General features: G+C 31.3%; 19 protein-coding genes, 1 other RNA gene and 1 pseudogene. 2 read left to right on the forward strand and 19 right to left on the reverse strand.

Annotated elements, in window-relative coordinates:
* Positions 1-105: 105 nt before the first annotated feature.
* Positions 106-969, forward strand: a complete 864-nt coding sequence (fba, locus tag BUB83_RS03180; protein ID WP_073336955.1) for a class II fructose-1,6-bisphosphate aldolase — start codon at positions 106-108, stop codon at positions 967-969.
* 195 nt (positions 970-1,164) lie between these two features.
* Here the strand turns inward: fba and BUB83_RS03185 are convergent, their stop codons facing one another.
* On the reverse strand, positions 1,165-1,404 hold the full coding sequence (locus BUB83_RS03185; RefSeq protein WP_143160463.1) for a low molecular weight phosphatase family protein: 240 nt from the start codon (positions 1,402-1,404) through the stop codon (positions 1,165-1,167).
* Between BUB83_RS03185 and BUB83_RS03190 the strand changes: the two genes are divergently transcribed.
* Positions 1,385-1,927 carry a LytR/AlgR family response regulator transcription factor gene (locus BUB83_RS03190; protein WP_073336959.1) on the forward strand — a complete coding sequence of 181 codons (543 nt, stop codon included), beginning with the start codon at positions 1,385-1,387 and terminating at the stop codon, positions 1,925-1,927. The genes BUB83_RS03185 and BUB83_RS03190 overlap by 20 nt on opposite strands.
* A 109-nt stretch (positions 1,928-2,036) precedes the next feature.
* Here the strand turns inward: BUB83_RS03190 and BUB83_RS03195 are convergent, their stop codons facing one another.
* The 18 genes and pseudogenes from BUB83_RS03195 to BUB83_RS03265 form a co-directional block, all read right to left on the reverse strand.
* A complete protein-coding gene (locus BUB83_RS03195) occupies positions 2,037-3,302 on the reverse strand; it encodes a sensor histidine kinase (RefSeq protein ID WP_073336961.1) in 1,266 nt (421 codons plus the stop codon).
* Between the two features lie 184 nt (positions 3,303-3,486).
* Positions 3,487-4,359 (reverse strand): ROK family protein, encoded by an 873-nt coding sequence (locus BUB83_RS03200; RefSeq protein WP_073336963.1) that lies wholly within the window; start codon positions 4,357-4,359, stop codon positions 3,487-3,489.
* Positions 4,360-4,431: 72 nt separating this feature from the next.
* Positions 4,432-5,985 carry a glycoside hydrolase family 32 protein gene (locus tag BUB83_RS03205; protein WP_073336966.1) on the reverse strand — a complete coding sequence of 518 codons (1,554 nt, stop codon included), beginning with the start codon at positions 5,983-5,985 and terminating at the stop codon, positions 4,432-4,434.
* Between the two features lie 229 nt (positions 5,986-6,214).
* Entirely contained in the window at positions 6,215-6,481 is a 267-nt protein-coding gene (locus tag BUB83_RS03210; protein WP_073336968.1) for a hypothetical protein, read from the reverse strand.
* Positions 6,482-6,507: 26 nt separating this feature from the next.
* Positions 6,508-6,654 (reverse strand): hypothetical protein, encoded by a 147-nt coding sequence (locus BUB83_RS21835; RefSeq protein WP_159434041.1) that lies wholly within the window; start codon positions 6,652-6,654, stop codon positions 6,508-6,510.
* Positions 6,655-7,011: 357 nt separating this feature from the next.
* Entirely contained in the window at positions 7,012-7,962 is a 951-nt protein-coding gene (locus tag BUB83_RS03215) for a YncE family protein (protein WP_073336970.1), read from the reverse strand.
* Between the two features lie 16 nt (positions 7,963-7,978).
* Complete coding sequence (locus BUB83_RS21490; RefSeq protein ID WP_143160464.1) at positions 7,979-8,212, reverse strand: AHH domain-containing protein; 234 nt, start codon at positions 8,210-8,212, stop codon at positions 7,979-7,981.
* Between the two features lie 18 nt (positions 8,213-8,230).
* Entirely contained in the window at positions 8,231-8,503 is a 273-nt protein-coding gene (locus tag BUB83_RS22385; RefSeq protein WP_242950623.1) for a hypothetical protein, read from the reverse strand.
* A 21-nt stretch (positions 8,504-8,524) separates the two neighbouring features.
* Positions 8,525-8,659, reverse strand: a pseudogene (locus BUB83_RS22390) (RHS repeat-associated core domain-containing protein); the annotation flags it as partial.
* Positions 8,660-8,876: 217 nt separating this feature from the next.
* Complete coding sequence (locus BUB83_RS03225) at positions 8,877-9,206, reverse strand: hypothetical protein (protein ID WP_073336977.1); 330 nt, start codon at positions 9,204-9,206, stop codon at positions 8,877-8,879.
* Complete coding sequence (locus BUB83_RS03230) at positions 9,203-10,297, reverse strand: RHS repeat domain-containing protein (RefSeq protein WP_084133378.1); 1,095 nt, start codon at positions 10,295-10,297, stop codon at positions 9,203-9,205. Before BUB83_RS03230 ends, BUB83_RS03225 begins: the two co-directional genes overlap by 4 nt.
* 218 nt (positions 10,298-10,515) lie before the next feature.
* Positions 10,516-10,911, reverse strand: a complete 396-nt coding sequence (locus BUB83_RS03235) for a hypothetical protein (RefSeq protein ID WP_073336979.1) — start codon at positions 10,909-10,911, stop codon at positions 10,516-10,518.
* A 78-nt stretch (positions 10,912-10,989) separates the two neighbouring features.
* Positions 10,990-11,559 (reverse strand): imm11 family protein, encoded by a 570-nt coding sequence (locus BUB83_RS03240; RefSeq protein ID WP_073336981.1) that lies wholly within the window; start codon positions 11,557-11,559, stop codon positions 10,990-10,992.
* Positions 11,560-11,580: 21 nt separating this feature from the next.
* Positions 11,581-17,925, reverse strand: a complete 6,345-nt coding sequence (locus BUB83_RS03245) for a DNRLRE domain-containing protein (RefSeq protein ID WP_073336983.1) — start codon at positions 17,923-17,925, stop codon at positions 11,581-11,583.
* Between the two features lie 306 nt (positions 17,926-18,231).
* Positions 18,232-18,387, reverse strand: coding sequence for a hypothetical protein (locus BUB83_RS03250; protein WP_207649323.1), 156 nt, complete (start codon positions 18,385-18,387; stop codon positions 18,232-18,234).
* 426 nt (positions 18,388-18,813) lie between these two features.
* Positions 18,814-19,145, reverse strand: a transfer-messenger RNA (tmRNA) gene (gene ssrA, locus BUB83_RS03255).
* 121 nt (positions 19,146-19,266) lie between these two features.
* Entirely contained in the window at positions 19,267-19,737 is a 471-nt protein-coding gene (gene smpB / locus BUB83_RS03260; RefSeq protein WP_073336988.1) for an SsrA-binding protein SmpB, read from the reverse strand.
* Positions 19,738-20,008: 271 nt separating this feature from the next.
* On the reverse strand, positions 20,009-21,034 hold the full coding sequence (locus BUB83_RS03265; protein WP_073336990.1) for a branched-chain amino acid aminotransferase: 1,026 nt from the start codon (positions 21,032-21,034) through the stop codon (positions 20,009-20,011).
* Between the last annotated feature and the right edge of the window lie 9 nt (positions 21,035-21,043).

Genomic DNA, 21,043 nt, shown 5'->3' on the forward strand with positions numbered 1-21,043 from the left:
TTTATTTTTTTATGATTATAGCTTATAATAAGCATGGAGTAAAAAAAATTTATCAATTATTTTCCAACAGGATTTGATTGAAATTTAAGGTTATGGAGGTTACTTATGTTAGTTTCAGCAAAAGAAATGTTAAACAAAGCTAGAGATGGTAAGTATGCGGTGGGTCAATTCAATATCAACAATTTAGAATGGACTAAGGCAATTTTATTAACTGCTCAAGAAAACAATTCACCAGTTATCCTTGGTGTGTCTGAAGGCGCAGGCAAGTATATGGGTGGATATGATGCTGTAGTTGGAATGGTTAATGGATTACTTAAAGGATTAAACATTACAGTTCCAGTATCATTACATTTAGATCATGGTAGTTATGAAGGTGTTTTCCAAACAATCGAAGCTGGATTTTCTTCAGTAATGTTTGATGGTTCTCACTATTCAATCGAAGAAAATATAGAAAAAACAAAAGAGTTCGTAGCTTTAACAGCTTCTAAAGGTATTTCATTAGAAGCAGAAGTTGGTTCAATTGGTGGAGAAGAAGATGGAGTTGTTGGTGCTGGCGAAATCGCTGATGCAGCTGAATGTAAATTAATAGCTGATTTAGGCGTTACAATGCTTGCTGCTGGTATCGGAAATATTCACGGAAAATACCCTGAAAACTGGGCAGGACTTGATTTTACTGCTTTAGCTGCTATCAAAGATGCTACTGGAAATTCTCCACTAGTTTTACACGGTGGTACAGGAATTCCAGATGAAATGATCAAAGAAGCTATCTCTTTAGGAGTTGCTAAAATAAATGTTAACACTGAATTACAATTAGTATTTGCAGAAGCTACTCGTAAATACATCGAAGCTGGAAAAGACTTACAAGGAAAAGGATTTGACCCTCGTAAAGTATTAGCTCCTGGTTTTGAAGCAATAAAAGATATGGTTAAAATTAAAATGGATTTATTTGGTTCAACTAACCAAGCATAATTCAATTAGCTTTTAGATTATAAAAGCAGTTAAATTAGTTAAAAATTAAACAACCTAAATTTATCTTCTCTTTATAAGATAAATTTAGGTTGTTTTTGTTTTAAGTTTTCTTTTCTAAACATATAAATAATAAGGGAGAAAAATTTGTATTTATACAATTTTTTTCTTCCCTTATTTTATTATTATCGTTCTATCTTAATAAACCACAACTCTCAATGTTTCAAGGGCATCGTCACAAAGATGAACGTCTACAGTTTCGCCATTAAATACGTTTTGTGATAAATCTAACCCAATTTCTTTCATTAAATCTATTGTATCTTGGTCTTGATCTAGCCCTTTCTTTACTACCATACGAAATTCGTAAGTACTTCCATTCTTATTTAATTGTTTTGATATTTTTCTTTTGGATGTAGTCATGCCCGGTATAACCAGCATTGAGCTTGCTGCCGATATAATAAATCAAGATTCCATTAGAAAAATAATATTCTTAACTTCAAGTCCGGAATTTGCAGTAGAATCTTATTCTGTCAGTGCTTTTGACTATATATTAAAGCCTATTAAAAAGAACAAACTCTCTTTTGTTTTAGGAAAAGCTATCAATGATATTTATAGCGAAACAAAAAAATATATCATTGTCAAAACACAAATGGGTTTGTTTAAAATATTTATGCATGAGCTAATATATATTGATATTATAAAAAGAACTACATTTTTTCATCAAACAAACGGAGTTGTAATAGAAAGCATTGCTACTCTTTCTAAAGCTGAAGTAGTTTTATTAAAAGATAAACGTTTTATAAAGCCTCATCGTTCATATATTGTTAATTTAGACTATATCAAGAATTTATCACAGAATGGCTTTACTATGACAAACAACCATCTTATACCTATTTCAAGAAATGCTTTTAAAGAGGCAAAGCAGGCATATATAAATTATTCCTTTCAGCAAGAAGATTAATAAGGTCAATGTACATAAGTAAATTATTAGCAAAATCAAAAGTATATTTCAAATAAAAATAAGACTCAGCAGAGCTGAGGCTTATTTTTATTTGTTAAAACTTAATAATTTATAAGATGATGTTTGTTTTAAAGATTCCATTTTCTGATGTAAAGGAGCATACCCCATTGTATTTTTCTGCTATAGCTGCAATACTTTTTGTACCAATGCCATGATTTTCGGACTCATTTATTGGTATTTTATCAACAAACATGACTGTTCCTTCAAAGCTATTAGTTATTTTTATAAATAACTTATCCTTTTTAGTTTTGCAGATAATTTTTAAGATTTTATCATTTGTACTCTCAATATTAACTAAAGCATTTATAGCATTTTCAATGGCGTTTGAAAACACAAGGCAAAGATCCATATCTGATATAGCTAATTGCTTTGGAAGTTCAATATGAGTTTCAACTTCTATGTGCTCTTTCTTTGCTTTTGTAACATAGAAATGCATAATCAAATTAAGTGAATAATTACTGCAATAAGTTTCAACTGTAATACTATCAATACTTTTTTCAACCTCTGTAATGTATTTTTGTGCGGCTTCTTTGTTGTTGTCAGCAAGATAAGCATTTATAAGATTAAGATGGTGCCTCATATCATGTCGGTAAATGATAGTTTTTTCCTGAGATTCTTTTAATGCTTCCAAGTTTTGCTTTGATGCAGTTATTTGCATTTGCAGCAAGTTTTGTTCATTTTGTAGAGTTAGCTGTTCTCTTGTTTGTTTAAAAAGCCATAAAATCAAAATATAAGATACAATTGTAAATATAAGTCCTCGTATGCTTGGCACTAAAGTGTTTTGTGATATCACATCGCCCAAATTATACTTACCAGAGGAATAAGTAAGTATTGAGTAAGTTAGTGGTAGAACGCAAAAACCTAACCAACCTTTATCTGTGTTACGCAACATATAAAGAATATATGGTCTAAAATACCTGTAGGTAATAAAACCAGTAGGTATATATAGTATTAAGGAAATAACGTACATGATTTCCAAACTCAAACCAAAAAAACTGGAAATCAAAATCGCTATTAAAACTATTGATGAAACTAAAGCAATCACCGTCAAATGTACAAATGCTAACTTTATTCCTTTGTACTTTGATACAAAAATAAAGGCTATATATAGTGGAATCTGTGCTAGAAAGGTATATAGCTTCATAAAAGTTTCATATCCAAAATTTATCCAAACATAAGAATCAATGACAATCATTAAAATCACGAACAAGCCCATAAAATAAAGGTCTTTCTTGTGTTTAACTTCAAAGTCTATAAGCATACATACTACAATTGTCGCAAAAATAAGAGTAAGTACAATTCCGATTAAATCCATACTCCTTTCCACCTCACTTTAATATTTTAGTTCTATAAAACTCTCAAGTTATTAATATGCTTAACCACTTCTTAAATATCACCTTCAATATAGGCAACCTTTAGGTGAATTTAATATAATTTTATATTATTTTATAGAATAAATCAAACTATTAAAGGAATTACAGAAAAAACAAAGTATTTTTCTATTGAAGAGCCTTCATTGCAAGAGCAATAGCACCACATGTACCAGCTGACTGACCAAGTTCTGGATATACAATATATTCATCAATATTTTTCAATATTTCATTCTTTTGAACATATCCATTTAAAAGCTCTACAACATACTCTCTTATTTTAGGGAATATATGCTTTTGTTGCATAACTCCTCCACCCATAATTATTTTTTGTGGTGATAAGATCAAAATATAATTAACTAAAGCTTGAGCTAAATAATAAGCTTCAAAATCCCATCCTTGGTGATCACTTGGTATTTCATGTCCCTTTACACCCCATCTAGCTTCAATAGCTGGTCCTGCTGCTAACCCTTCTAAACAATCTTTGTGGAATGGGCATTTTCCTTCATAGGTATCCTCTTTATGTCTTCTTACAAATATATGTCCCATTTCTGGGTGAAGCAATCCGTGAACCAGATTATTTTCTACCACCGCTCCTGCACCTATACCTGTCCCAACTGTTATGTATAAGCACGATTGAAGTCCTTTAGCCGTTCCCCAAGTAAGTTCGCCTAATGCCGCTCCATTTACATCCGTATCAAATGCCTTTGGAACATTAAAATGTTTGTTCAACTCTTTAATTATATTATAATTGGACCAACCTACTTTTGGTGTAGAAGTGATAGAACCATAAGTTTGACTTTTTTTATCTGGATCTATTGGTCCAAAGGACCCTACTCCCATTGCAACAAATTCCTTATCTTTAAAAAACTCTATTACCTTTGCCATAGTTTCTTCTGGTGTAGTTGTAGGATAAGATTCCTTTTCAAGTACTTCTCCTTTTTCATTTCCAATAGCACAAACAAATTTTGTGCCCCCTGCTTCAATTGCTGCAAATAACATAATACTACCTCCAAACATGATTTGTTTTATTACTTAAAATTAAATTTTATCAATTACTTGGCTTACAACTCTTTATTGGTTCCAACTGGAATTCATTCTAAAGATTTCTAAGGATCTTAATTTTACACTTCCGTTTTTGCTGAATACTTCTACACTCTTTTCTTTACCCCAATTGGGGAATACTTGATCTGAAATAACATACATACCGTCATTTCCAAATACTTCAATCAAAGATGCATCTACAAATATTTTCAATTCAATTTCATTATATTCTTCCATTAACTCTACTTCATGAACTGCTGGGAAAGCTGGATCAAAACTAGTATTTCCTGAATTTCTTCTATCCAAAAATAATTTATTTTCCCTTGATTTATATCCAATCACAGTTTCACTTTCTTTTGTTTTTAAAACCTTAAACCCAAACTCTATTGCATCTTTCACTTCAAATCTTGCAACAATTTCCAATGATTCTCCTTGAATCCCTGTTAGAATATCTGTACCTGCTTCAATTTCAATATCCTCACCCTTAAAGATAGATTCTTTTAAAGTGCTTAATTGCTGTATAGGCTGTTGTGATAACCTTAATCCTTTTTTCGTATTAATGAGTTCTATAGTTCTAGGTATGCTCATGGAACTTTTCCAATTAGTAGTAGGAGTTTCTCTAGCATATCTCCAGTTACTCATCCAAGCAATCCAGATAGGTTTTTCTTCAACTTTAACATTACTCCAAGTAACCGCGGCATAAAAATCCGCACCATAATCAACCCAAAGAATCTCTTCTTTATTCATTGCTTTATCATCCTTTGTAAAAGTTATACCATCAAAATCTCCAATAAAATATAACATACCTGAACCACCAGCAGGCGTTTCGTAATCTTTTTTATTTACTCCATTGTTATCTCCAACACTCAACATTAATACCCATTTTTTCTTTTCTTCATAACCTTTAACTGGTACTTGAACTAAATCTGGACATTCAAATACACCTCTGTGTATATACTTTTCTTCAGCTCCAAAAGAACTTGCAAATGTCCAATTTATTAAGTTTGGTGATGTATAAATCTCAACTCTATCTTGAACTGCTAAGGGCATAATCCATTTGCATGTTTCTTCATGCCAGAAAACTTTTGGATCTCTAAAATCCGTTGTATTGGTTGGAAGTAAAACTGGGTTATTTTCATACATTGTCCATGTTCTACCCTTATCTTTACTATAAGCAATACTTTGAGCTTGATCCATACCTGGAACAACTTTATTGTCTGCATGTGTAAAAATTGCAACAATCCCTTCTCCAACATCATCAAATAGTCCTGATGTATTATCTTTATCCCAAACGGCACTTCCTGAAAATATCATTCCATTTTTATCTGGGGCAAGTGCTATAGGTAATTCTTCCCAACGAATTAAATCTTTACTAACCGCATGCCCCCAATGCATAGGACCCCAAACCGTATCATGTGGATAGTATTGATAAAACATATGATATTCACCTAAATAATAAATTAATCCATTAGGATCATTCATCCAATTTTTTAAAGGTGAATAATGAAATTGACCCCTATATTCTTCTTTATAATCTATTGCTACATCATTAGCATTAATTTTTTCTATTATAATTTCTCCCATAATGTCCTCCACTTGCTCATGAAATATTTTTATATTAGTAAAATCCCACCAAGAAATTCTTTAACATCGGAAACCAATTACTCATATAAATTTATTTATATCTTATCATTTATCTATATACTTTGCAGTAAAAACTTTACATTGAGCCGAGTAAAATATTCATTCTTCAGAGATTTTGGGGAGAGCTCAAAAACACCAAATTACAGCTCAATGGATAAAATATATGTTCTTAAGTCTCAGCATTTTGGTTTAAACCTTCTAATCCATTTACTAATTCACAATCTCGAAGAATTGCCTCAATCTTTTTCTTATTCCTTTGTTTATTAATCCAGTAAACAAAACCATGATCAGTCAATAAATTTTCTAAGAACATATCTACAACTTCTTCTTCCTTATATTTAGAATATTTAGAATAGTATGTAAGTATAGTCATTGTTTTTTCTGATATATTCCAAGTAACTTTTTTCTTTGCTATTTTAGGTTTTATATACTTCACAACTTTCCAACTCCTTCATTTTCTATTTAAATTATAAAATTTTTATGATAGTAAAACTGACTTTTTGTAAGCTCATTTTCAATACAAAAATCTTTTACTGTTTTTGAGCCTTGAAGGGAATCAAATTTATTTATATATTCCTCCCAGGTTGCATTATCTAATTTTCTAGCCATAGTTTATCCTCCCATCAATAATCTTATGAGATGATTTTATCAATGAGAGCACATTATATCTAGGTACTTAATTTTTGACGCTTACAGATAATTCTTTATTATTAGATATAAAAAAGACTGCAAATAAATTCGATTTTCAAATCTATTTACAGTCTTAGGCTTTTAATAAATATTACTTCTTCTTGATATAACTAGGTATAAAATTTATAAAGTCAAATCACCAAGTAAAAATCCATTATTAGATATTTATTCACTAAAAGATTAAAATTAGCATTTTATTTACCAGGACCGGTTCTTATAGTGAGAAATCTTTGCTGACGAGCTTGCTTGTGGAGCGGACAAGTTCTGACTTGCTAACTACATTAAAAACGTACTAATATCAACTATATAACCATTTTTAGCAGTTCCTATAAGTAATAATTTACTATCTTTTGAAAACTCAGAATATAATCCACTAGCTACTTTGAATTCTTTAATACACTTTGCATCCCTAACTCTAATTATTTTAACTGAGTTCAAGTAAGTTATAACTATATATTCTCCGTCATGTGACCAATTGAAATTACTAAAATATCCCGACCTTTTATCATCTAAGATGTACCTTGATATCTCTTTACTCATATTTTCATTTGTCAATATTAAGTGCTGGTTATCCAAATCATATAAAGCATACTTTTTTGAGACAGCATTATAGCTTATATCCCACCACTCCAATAATATTTCAGTCCTTATTTCCATTGGCTCATTCAATTCAAATGGATATTTCCACTTAAGAATATATGATGTAGAGTATTTGTTTCCATTTATTACCTGCATGTCCCTCTCAAAAATAGAAAATAAGTAAGAATTGTCGCTATTGCAATATTCAATTTTATTTACGAAACTATTTTTTAATAGCTTTAAATCTTTTACTTCGGAAGTTTCTAAATCAAGAGTTGATATCGTATTATTGTAACAATTGTATATTCCCAAAACAATTTTTCTATTATCAGGTGTAAAATAGATATTATAGTTTTGATAATCACTAGAATTTGTAACTTTATGAATTATAGATGAAAATTCACTTTCTATGTTAAAAACTCCAAGTTTTTTAATAGTACTTTCTGATGCAAATAATTTCTCATTATTAAATGCAAAAGCTATCTTACCTGGTTGCTTGATTTCTTTAAAACTATGAACTTCACTTAGTTCTTTCACATCTACAACAACGATTTGATTACCTGATACACTTACGATAAATTCCTCATGTGGTGAAAATTGAAGATAATTTGATTTTTTGAACTTTTTTATATAGTTAAAACTCTCCATAAATCCTCCTTAATTTTTACCATGGGGCAGCAGCATCTAAGGTCTTAACAAAAGCTCTTAATAATGCAAGAGCAGCATAAACATTGGTTCTTCTTTCTACTACTGTTTTCCCTCTATTAAATGCACTTATAACCATGCTATTTGCATAACCATAGTAGTCACTTGTATGCAATCTTCTGTGTAGGCTAGTCTTAATCGCAACCAAATTCGCCAAACTATTTAATTTAATCCCTACACGATCTAAAATAATTTGCGCCTGCCTTGCCCTTTAGTTAGTTCTTCCCTGAGCAACTAAATGATGTACCTCCTTTGGCGAACGATATTTTCTTGGTACAGCCCTTGCGAAGCTATCCGATACTCTTTTTGCCACGGTTCTTGCTTGCTTAGCTATCCAAGACCATCCACCTGATATACTACGGCCGACTTTATCCCACGGGACAAGAACTGCTATAGTAGCGACAGTAGCAACGCCAAGTATCAAGACACCCATTGGATTCCATGCATTTGAACCGCCAATAGCATAAGCACTGGCCAAAGCCATTGTCATCTCGCCATCAGAGTCAATATTATTTATTGCATTATTCACACAATATGCGTAAACATTATGTGATAACAACTCACCTGTATTACCAATCAATCCATCAGAATTAACAAACCTACCCCACTCCGGATTATAGTACGGTGCAACTTGTCGCATATTTTATGTAAGGTATGGTTTATAATAATGGTAACTCATTCCATTATTATAAACCACATTAGTAACTCCAATCTATTAAATTTATTTTTACTTCTATAAAAGTATCTGATTTTTTATGTTTTGAAAATATACTTGACTGTTTTGTATATTAGTAAGCCCAGTAGAAAAAACAAGTTTCTGCTAGGCTTACATTTCATATAAATATATTGTTTATATTCTATCTTTTACCATTTGAAAAGTTAGGCAAAATTTTATATCCTACCGCTATCAGTATGAATAATAAAATTATTCCAACACCAACTACCAATGCATTATCAAGGTACATCCCCGTAGCCATCACAACTACTGGTAAAATAATTATTAAACTAAAAAATGCTGCTACAAATTCTTTCATTAAGACTAAACCTAGCAGAATCAATAAACATATTGACATCCCTACATACATTACTAATTTTTGACCACTGACGCCAAAATAATTACCCATTACATTATATAATATCATTCCTACAATAGTTGATAATATGCCTATATTTTTCAAATTCTTCAAGTATTTTTCCTCCTATACCACCATTTTTTTGTTTCTTCAGCAACATAACTTATGCCAACACCTACTACAATACCACCCACAACAGCTAATCCTGAAATTCCTATTGCTGCTATTCCAACTGCTCCTGTTGCAATAACAACAGATGCTCCAATTCCTCCTATATAATAACCAGCCGCTGCAGATGCTCCAAAAGAAGCAGCATCAATTAATGCCCCCACTATCTTTCCTTGTACAAGATCTTCACCCACATCATATATTCCATAACCGATACCAATATAACCTGCTCTGCTGCCCCACTTTCTAAAAACTTCCTTAATCGGCATTTTATTATTTAAATAATATTTCACTGATGGTAATGTTTCTATTTTATGATATTTTAACTCCTTTACTAAACCCGCAATTACATTCCCAGTACCTACTGCAGTATTTACTTTAACATTTTTCTTCAATGCTTTCTGCTCTTTATTTCTTGCTATAGCAGGATTCATTAATTCACAAGAAACTTCTCTCATTTCTTGGGTCTCTTCAGCAACTGTAGCACTAATCATTTCTCTAAACCCCGAAGGATCACTCATATTAACGGGATTATTTTTAGAATACATAAATATATTATGAGATAATAAATCTCCAACATTTCCTGCTAATGCATCCGCATTCAACATGCGACAAAACTCTGGATTATAATACCTAGATTGAAGATAGTATAAACCTGTCTCAGAATCATAACGATATCCTCTATACCTATAAGGATTCTTAGCTCCAACAGTACTAGCCAAACTTCCAGTAGTTGAAATTAATTTACCCCAACTATCATAAGTATATTGTACTACAGTTGTCCCATTCTTATCAAATAACCCAATAATATCTCCTTGAGCATTTCTGATGTAATAGTATTCTGTTCCATTGAGGTCCATGCTCACTAATCTACCATTACTATCATAAGTATAGTGAATTGAATCTGTTCCATTTGTCTCAAAAGTTACTTTATCTCCTTCAAGATAATATTTTGTTGTAACTCCATTAACTGTTTTTTCTGTTCTGATGCCTTCATTATTATATTTATAAGAAATTGTATAACCATTTCCATTCATGGATTTTAATTGTCTTCCATGCTCCCAATCAAATGTCCATCCATTATAAAGATATAAAAAAGACTGCAAATAAATTAGGTTTTAATCTATTTGCAACTCTTGTTTTTTAACTGAGTCCAACCTCTCAAATCATTACATATTTCGGAAAGTATCGCACAACTTAGAAGTATCAAAATGTCATTTTAGTACTATTTAATTATGCCATTAATACTTATTCATCATGTATGATAAATAATATCAATACCTCCATCAACAAATCCAATTCCAATTGCAAATACCTCTTTAAGGATATTTGCATATTTGCCTTCATTAAGATATCTTATTACCATACTAGTGATATACTCCAATCCCTTTTCCCAAGACTCAATATCTTTAGTCCTTTTGATATAACAGATATCTTCACCAGTTGTAAAATAATCTGTACAAGCCCAATCAGCATCGTTTTCATCAAAATCATCAGAACCAATTAACTGAATATCGTAAGTTTCTTCTTCTCCTTCATACAAATTAAAATTAAAAGCAATGATTCCGCTGGCTAATTTCTGTCCTAAAATGCTATTTAACCAATCAGAAAATATTTTAAAATCATTTGCATGTTCCTTGGTAATAATCATTTTCGACCTCCTATTTATTACTAATTTCAAATATATAATTCAAGTAGTTTTTAATTCATTTAATAACCAAAGTTAATCTTAAATTATCTTAACTTCTGAAAAATCGAACCCTGTTAATCCATTATTCTCTATAAGATTCTTTACTTTTTCAGAAACAAAATTAACAAAATTATCTCCTTTTAACTTAAATATGTCATTACCTTTAATTACCTCTGATTTTAAAGTACGTTGTTTTACGAAAATAACTTTTTCATTCTCATCAATCTCAAACTCATCATATATGGAATGTTCCAAATCCAATGCATCTAATAAGTTACATATATTTAAAACAGAATACCCTTTTAATTTCTTTTGATTTAATTGATTTTCTACAGTAATATTCAAATATTGAATTCCCTCAATATTATTACTCTCCATAATATTCCGAAATCTATTCGAAACAAGAAACCAATCTAAATCATTGCATAGAAAATCAGTTGCTCTGTTCCCTTCATTAGGATCATATGTAAAAGTAATTCTATCATCCCATTTTTCAATACGAATTCCACTTTCAACATCATACTGCTCAAAACCATATAATTCATTAGAACTACAAATAATGATATCCTCATGATTTTCATAGTCAAAAAGTATCTCGTAATATTTCATAAATTATTTCCCTCCAATTTCTTACTTTTTATATAAAATATTTGGATCATTTATAACATCCTGTTTTAACCTATTAAATAATTTTAAAAATTTAGTTTTATCTCCTTTTGCAATTGAATGAATTCTTTTAATTTCTTTGAGAATATAATTATGATACGCATTAGTATGTCTTCCCTGATGAGGCATCAATGCTTTATTCCAATCTCCATTTAAATTTAAGCCATACTTACCTACAATTTTTTTAAACTGTGGTGTGAATAATTTATTTTTATTTGTAGCAAAATGGTGCATTTGTAAAGGCTTAAATACTCCCCTTAGTAGCTTTCCAATTAATTTTTGTCCTGGTTTTGACAATTGTCCAAATCCAGTTCCTCCAGGTATAAGAATTCCTATTAAGTCTAGTGCAGCTGATATATAGTCTCCTTTTGCTAAATCCATAGATACAAGCTGTAAATCTAGTTGTGTATCTGGTGATGCTGCAACAGCCGTTGCATATATATATGCTGCGTATACTATAGCAGGAGCTATAAATCCGCCTTCATCAGACTGATTAACTGGAGCATTAACGCAATATGCAAAAACATTATGCGACAATAATATACCTATATTTCCAGCTATCGCATCCGCATTAATAAACCTACCCCAAGAAGGATTATAGTACCTTGACTGTAAATAATACAAAGCAGTCTCTGTATCATAACGATATCCTCTATACCTATAAGGATTCTTAGCTCCAACAGTACTCGCCAAACTTCCAGTAGTGGAAACTAATTTTCCCCAGGAATCGTAAGTATATTGTACTACAGTTGCTCCGTTCTTATCAAATAGTCCAATGATATCTCTTTGAGTATTTCTAATATAGTAATATTCTACACCATTAAGATTCATTGATACAAGGTTATCTCCAGAATCGTAGGTGTAATAAATTGAATCCGTTCCATTTGACTCAAAAGTTACTTTATCTCCTTGAAGATGATATTTTGTTGTAACTCCATTAATTGTTTTTTCTGTTCTGATACCTTCATTATTATATTTATAAGAAATTGTATAACCATTCCCATTCATGGATTTTAGTTGTCTTCCATGCTCCCAATCAAATACCCAGTTATCATAAGTTAATGGATTTCCTATTGCATCATAAGTTATAGCATTTCCATCAAAGTTTGTTAGTTTATCTTTCCAGTTAGCCTCACCATAGGTATAGCTGTAGGTTTTAGTTGCCGTTCCTGGTGTTCCTGTTGTATAAGGATATTCTTTTTTGCTTGTTAGATTTCCACCTACGTCATAAGTGTAAACTATTGTTTTATTGAGAACTTGATTATCTTCTCTTTTTAATTCATTTAGTTCATTGTAAGTATATTTAATTTCCTTACTATTTTCGGTAATGGTTTCAATATTGCCATTGGCATCATACGTATAAGTGATTCCATTACCATTGTTTGTTATAGTACTCACTCTTGTAGTCGTTGAGTTTGCCACTGTTCCTGCTTCATATGCATAACCTGTAACAAAGATCGCTGTTCCTGTATTGATTGTTTTTGAGGTAAGCCTTCCAAGTATATCATAGTTAAAGCCAAGGTTATTTCCTGCATAAGCGATATTCTTTAATTTACTATCTTTATCATAAAGATATGTTGTTGAATATGAAGCTCCATTAATATTTTCTGCTATATTACTAATATTGTCCTCAATGTCATAATCATATTTCACACTATTTCCATCAGATTCAACTACTTTTCCAAGCCTTCCTGATAAGTCATAGATGTATTTATAATTAATTCCATTGACTAAATCTTCATGATACCCAAGATTTCCGTCTGCGTAGTATTGGTATTTGAATTCTTCTACGCCATTGTATTTTTCTCCAATTACTCTGTCTTCATCATCATAAACAGGTTCTTTATAATCCCCGTTACCATAGATTGATTTTAGAAATTTACTTGTTCTAGCTTCATATATATTTTGGATTAGATTCTGAGTTCCTACTTTTACATAAGTGTTGTTCCCAAGAGAATCATATTCAAATTTATAATTGAATCCGTTATGGGTTATTGTTTCAAGTTCATCATTTTTATATCCATAACTGTTTGTTATAACTTGCCCATCCACTGTTTTTGAAACTGAATCAAGGCGGTCTAGGTTAGGATCATAACCATAGGAAGTTGTATTTCCTTTAGCATCTACAACATTATCCAAAGTGCCTTTTGTTTCATTGTAATTATAGTCTACAGTGTTTCCTGATGAATCAGTTAATGTGTCTATATAGTTTTTATTTGCAGTATAGGTTGCAGTAGATTTTATAAATAATGTGTCATTCCCTATTTTTGAAGTAAGCGGGTTACCATTACTATCATAAGTAAAGGAATAAACTATATTTTCTGCTGATGTTGCATCTAAAATATTATGATTATCATCATAATTATAATTAAAATTATTTCCTGATGCATTTGTAGCTTTTACTAAATCATTATTTGTATTATATTCAAATGTACTATTTTCTTTAGCTAAATCACTTACTGAAGTTAAATTTCCATCAGCGTCATATACATAGCTTTGTCCAAATTCTTCTTTATATAGTTGCAATCCATCAAAATAAGCTGTATTTTCATTTTTGTAGTATAAGCAATAGAATTTTATGCTTTTATAATCTGCATCTGCAACTATTCTATCTGCTACATACTGCCAATCATTTGAATCCTGATTAAATGTAACTACTTCCCATTGCCATGTACCATCATTTTTTTCAATCCCTACATCCATAGCAAAGTATCTACCAGCGCTAAGTTTTACAGAATCTCCTTTTGCCCAACCTGCTACTACAAATACATCACCTGCTTTACCTGACATATTTAAGGTTTGATAAACATTTTTGCTTAATCCTGAGTTACCGTTGATTTTAAAAACTTTCTTTTGAGAATCTAGCTTTGTTGGATATGTGGAATCACTAGAAGTTACTAGCGTATCTCCACTATCAGTAGCCGCATTTTTGTTCCAGAAAGTTGGAGTTGTTGTACCATATATTAAATTTGGGTTTTCTAGCAGATTATATCTATTTGCAACAGTACCTTCTTCTAATTGTATAGCATCAAAATAAGCTATACCTGTTTCTTCTATTACCCCTAATCTTGCATATACTGCACCAGTAAGAGCATCTGCTGGTAAGTCAAATGTAACTTGAAGCCTTTGCCAGTCATTTGTTCCACTTATATAGTTAGATTCTATGGTTTTCCATGCTCCTGTGCTATCTTGATAATTTACAAATAAAGCAGCACCTTTTCCACTGGAGATGTTCTCAGTTTCCACATAAGCAGATAGAGTATAAGTTTTCCCTTTGTCAGGGTACATTATTTGCTGATAAAAATGTCTACTAGATGTATTCGTCTTATTTATCATTAAAGATTGTTTTCCTGAATAACTATGGGTAGTACTAATTGCTCCTGAACCAGTAGATCCTGTCCAATAACCCACAGTCCAATCCCCGGCTGCTTCAACATTATGGTTCTTTACATAATTCATTACTGATCTTTGTAATTTTGATTGATTGCTTAATTTGTTGTTATTAAACCCAGTATTATCATATTTGTAGTATTGAGCATTTCCTGCATCATCCCTAATAGAAATAGTATTACCTGCATCATTAAATTGATAAATATTTTTTTCTCCAGTATAGTCAGTAAACACTGTAGTATTATATCCATAATCAATGTTTAATTCTTGGCCAAGAGTCCCATCTATATTGCTTTCGGCTATTTTTTTTACACGATATGGCTTTACTGTATAATATGAGTAGGTCATTCTGTACCCATCATAATTTTTAGTTTCTGTTAAATTATTATTTGAGTCATAGTAGAAATTAGTAACTTTAGTGTCTGGATAAGTTATTGATGTCAATTTAGAGCTTGTATAACCGAAGGTTGTCTTTCTATTACTTGGATCTACTATTTCTTTAAGGGAGCCATCCCCATTTCTTGTTAAAGTGGTTGTTCTACCTGCACCATCTACTACTGATGTTAAGGCTCCACTAGTGTAATTGAGTTGAATGTAGTTTCCATTATTATCATATATTCTATAAAGTTGTGCAGCACTTGTAAAAGTGATTTCATTATCACCTTTGTCTTTTATTCTATATCTCTCATTGGTACTTTCTGAATGATAAGTCAGTGATATATTTAATCCGGATTCATCTTCATAATTATTCTCTGCTTCATTACGTTTTAAATAATGTTTAGTGCCATCTTCATCCGTATAAACGTAATATTCTACCCCTTCTATCATTTCCCATTTTATGGTTTGACTTAAATTTAATCTCCACCCAAGACCATATTTTATATCTGTGTCCCTATCGTTGCTGTTAAATACATGGTTTATAGCTACAGGCATTAAATTTCCATTCATGGATAAATCATTATGAGTAAATATTAAATTACCATTATAATCATTTACAAATCCTGTACCTGCTCTCCCTACAGTTTGGGAATGGTATGTCCAATAATCTTCAAGTCCTGAATTGTTTACATAACTTATTACAATTTGCGGTCTTGCTTCTGGTATTGTAGTATCTGAGGATCTATATTCAGTATAACCTGTTGATTCGTCATGGTTTTTTAGCATATAACCATAATTGGTTCCAGTTGAATGCCATTCTTTAACCATGGCTGTAACATCCCAGGAAAAATATTGTCCTGCAGTTCCATTTACAAGTTGATAATCTTCAATTTTTGAATCATAAGCTGCTTTATTATTCCATGTTATTGTGGATGAACTCCAGCTTCCTGTTACTCTATGCAAATCTACTTGCCTTGTAGTAGACGCATCATTATTTAACCATAATACCAGCTCTGCATCTGTAATTAAATCAGCAGTTGTTAGTTCCGTTGGCAGTTGAAAGGACATATAACTTCTATTTATTCCAGAAGTAGATCCATATCCTGTCTTTAAAATTGCACTAGTTTGATAATTCGTGCCGGCATAATTTTGAGATACATGCGCATCATATATATCATTAACATCAAGAGATGTTGTTAATGTAGGGTCTACATATATTGGATAAACTCTATCTTCACTGTTTACCCATTCATTGCTTGGAGTTATTATTAGCTCATAGCCCTTCTCATTTTCTTCTAATTTGATATCTATATCCTTGCTTTCTTCTCCATTTGAGTCATACATAAATGGTGCATCAATCACGAATATAATATTCTGTTTATCTTTACTATCATAAAAAGATATACTTTTGTCTTCATTGATTTGTGCAATTAAGTTCTTTGCATATAAATTAAATCTGAATTCAGGATTACTTGTTTTCTCATTAATAACTATTGTTTCTTTAAATTTATCAGGCTCAACATTGTATGTTAAATCAATATTATTATAAATATTTTTGAATATAACATTAGACTCAGCTTTAGTTACTGCTCTCTTCTTTTCGTTTTCACTTAGATTATTTAGCTTGCCCAAATCTTTTGCAACAATTTCTATCTGGCTGTTTTTATTTAAGTTATCATAAAATTTAGGATTTTCTTTTTTATCAGATGCTTTATTAGTTTTTTCTTCCTGTACTAAATTATTATCTTCTATCTCTGAATTTTCTTCTATCCCAGAATTATTTTCAGGTTCTGTAGTCCCTTCTGTCATATCCTCTGTCTGTTGCTCTTCATTTGCATTTGGTTCAATACTTTCATTTAATACTTCCTGCTCATTTGTATTAGGTTGGCTAGTTTCATTTATTTCACTAACCTGTTGGTCAACAGTTGGAGTGTTCTCAGTATTAATTTCTTCATTATTTTCAGTAATATTCTCTGTAGTACTTTCTGTAGTACTTTCTGTAGTAGTTTCTTCACTATTTTCGGTAATACTCTCTACATCAGAAGAAGTTTCACTGGTATTTATTTCATTTTGGCTATTTGCTTCAGATTCATTAGAATCATTTATTAAATTCCAATATACTTCGTACTTATCTTTCTTTATACTAACTAATTTATTAGAATCAATTGTCTTACCAAATTTTACTTTATAGCTGTTACTTTTATTTTGAAGCACACTATTATTATCCTCATCAGTAGTCTCAACTAATGAATTATCAACTTCTTCCCATTTACCATTATTATCATAATGAACCGAATATGGGTAAATCACAGCTTGATATGTATTATTTTCCATAAAAAAGTGCTTTACATTTCTTTCTCGCTTTTCAGTAACCTCCTTAATAATTTTAGCATCTTTTTTACTTGCATTAGTTTCAGCGCTACTAAATTGCGGCTCAACATAATCTTTATTCAGATTTTGTGCCAATACTGTAACAGGTAAAATATTGCACAAGAAAATACTGAGAAGGATTATAGCCAAATTGTTCTTGATGTTTTTCAATTTAATTCCCCCTTTGTTTTATATATGAATTCTATAAAAATATTGTAGAATAATATATAGGTAAATGCTTATTACCAATAATTACACATATATCAATATATTTCATGGTATTTTAATTTTATCTCCATATAATAGGACTTTCTGAGCAAATTATATTGGACGCTTTTTTTAAGATAAAAATTACACGAAGCTTTATATCACGACAACAATTTTATTTTCTTAATCTAAAAAAGCTAGTCAAAGTGATTCCCCATCACTCCAACTAGCTCTATAAATTCTCTTTTCAATTAAAACCTCTCCCTCTACCTAGTCAAGTAGATTAACGATAAATCTACCTCCATCATTAACTGTCATCTTATCTATTATCCTAAAAAGTAAATCCGTATCAAATAAAGCTTTTATAATTCTGCTAAAAAGTGCACACCCCACCATAAAAATGCACACCCCTATTTCAAAATCCATAAGGGTGTGCATCCAAATTATAAAATCCCTAAAATCCAAGCTTAAAATCCTAAAAATTCCTACTACAAATTCTCCAAAAAACACTGAAAACCCCTGAAATCAAGGGTTTTGCATTGTATCAATATTATCGTTCTTTTATGGTGGAGGCGAGGGGACACATATTCTATTGTTTCCAATAGTGCTGACTATATCTTTCACTTTCTAATTAAAGAAACTGCTCTGGCATCTTATAGAAGTTATATTATAGTTTTGAACTTCCATCCTAGTACTCCCTACTATCTTAAAGGATAACTTAGAAGTCTATAAGTCGATAAGTAGCTGTTGAGTTTCCTCACATACCACTTGGTATTGCCGTCGTCTTAACGTTACGGTTTCACCAATAAAGCCAGATTTTCACTTATGAATCACTCCATAAGGCGACTCTTATGAATCGAACCCCTGTCCGAAAACAGTGCCACTTTGGCATCTCCGAGCGCAGTCAGTAATTTGACATTCCCTCTATCTGACTCCTACTGACAGGATTCAGATTTCAGTAGCTTCATGAATTCCGTTCCTAAGTCAAAGCTTTCTTAGGCTCGGTTCCCCACTTCATGACGCCCTAATCCCAAGCCGTGGGCCTCCCGGGTAGGACGAGCAGCTATGCTAAGCTGCTAACGCTAAATTATCGTTTCCGTTTATAATTGTTCCTAGTTTTTTGATGCGGGACCAGGTCCCTCAGCTCGCTTCCAAAGCTCCACAAATCCCCGTCGAAAGCCATATACGCCCCCATGTTAGGTTTAATAGAGTTTTTGTAAACAAAAATCTTTATTAAATTTTAAAAAGTTTACTGCAAGACCTAGTTTACTACATAAGAATGATTTTGTCTACTGTAATTTTATGTTACTGCATCCTACTTTTCATTTCTCTGTCAATATTTCTCTTTGCATCTTTTTCTGCAATAGCTTGACGCTTATCATAATTTTTCTTACCTTTAGCTACTCCAAGCGCTAGTTTTACTTTACCCTTTTTTAAATATAAAGACAAAGGCACCAAAGTATATCCATCACGAGAAGTAAATCCTGCCAACATATCAATTTGTGATTTATGAAGAAGAAGTTTTCTTTCTCTTAATGGATCTTTATTAAATATGTTTCCTTGCTCATATGGACTAACATGCATTCCACATATAAATAGCTCACCATTTTTAATTTGTGCATAACTTTCTTTTAAATTAACTTTTCCAGCTCTTATTGATTTTACTTCCGTACCTACAAGAACTAATCCTGCTTCATAAGTTTCTTCAATAAAATAATCATGCCAAGCCTTTTTATTTTGAGCTAGCCTTTTTCCTTCACTACTTTTCTTATCCATCATATCACCTACTTCTCTTTTAGTATGCAGTATTAAATTATACACTTCTAGTATTTAACTGTCAATATTTATAACTTTAATTTCTAACAAAATAAAATATTGTAAATATTATTGATAAATTAATAGTGGGCGGGCATGGAAACCCGCCCCTACAAATCCTCAATACAATATAAAAATAATATTCTTTTAATCTTTTATAAATTTGAAGATTTTTGAAGAAAATCCGCCTTTATTGTCAATTGTACACTCTCAACTGTCAACTTATTTCTCCCTACTCTACTTCAACAATCCAACCTTCAGGAGCTTCTACATCCCCAAATTGAATTCCATAAAGTGTATCATACAATTTTTTAGTTACAGGGCCAACTTCTGTTTCACTATGGAATACATGAAGATTATCATTATGATTTATTCCTCCAATAGGAGTAATAACTGCCGCAGTACCACATGCCCCTGCTTCTTTAAATTCATCTAAGTTATCAATAAGTACATCTCTTTCTTCAACTTCCATTCCTAAATATTCTTTTGCAAGATACAATAAAGAATATTTTGTTATACTTGGAAGAATTGAAGGCGAATCTGGAGTTATAAACTTATTATCTTTAGTTATTCCAAAGAAATTTGCTGCTCCTACTTCTTCTATTTTTGTATGAGTTTTAGGATCTAAGTATATACAATCTGCAAAACCTTTATCTACTGCTATTTTATGCGGCATCATACTAGCAGCATAATTACCCCCAACTTTAGCAGCTCCAGTACCATGTGGCGCAGCTCTATCATAATCATTTGTTGTGAAATTAACTGGGCTTAATCCACCTTTAAAGTAAGGTCCAACTGGTATACAGAATATATAGAATATATATTCTGGTGCAGGACTAACCCCTATAGTGTTTCCCACTCCTACTACAAATGGTCTTAAATATAATGTAGCACCGGAACCATAAGGAGGTACATAAGCTTCGTTAGCTTTAACTACTTGTTTTACAGCGTCAATAAACTTTTCCTCTGACATTCCTGGCATCATTACTCTTTCACAGGAATTATTTAATCTTTTAGCATTTTGATCTGGTCTAAAAAGTTGAATTTTTCCTTCTTTTGTTCTATAGGCTTTTAAACCTTCAAAACATTGTTGCCCATAATGAAGGGCTGTAGCACCTTCTTCTATATAGAATTTATTATCTTCTACTAATTGACCTTCATCCCATTCTCCATCTTTCCATCTTGAAATATAACGAAAATCAGTTTTAATATAACTAAACCCCAAATTACTCCAATCAATATTCACTTCTTTTGCCATAAAATATCC

Origin of the sequence: Clostridium grantii DSM 8605, assembly GCF_900129965.1 — a bacterium.
Lineage (GTDB): Bacteria > Bacillota > Clostridia > Clostridiales > Clostridiaceae > Clostridium_AF > Clostridium_AF grantii.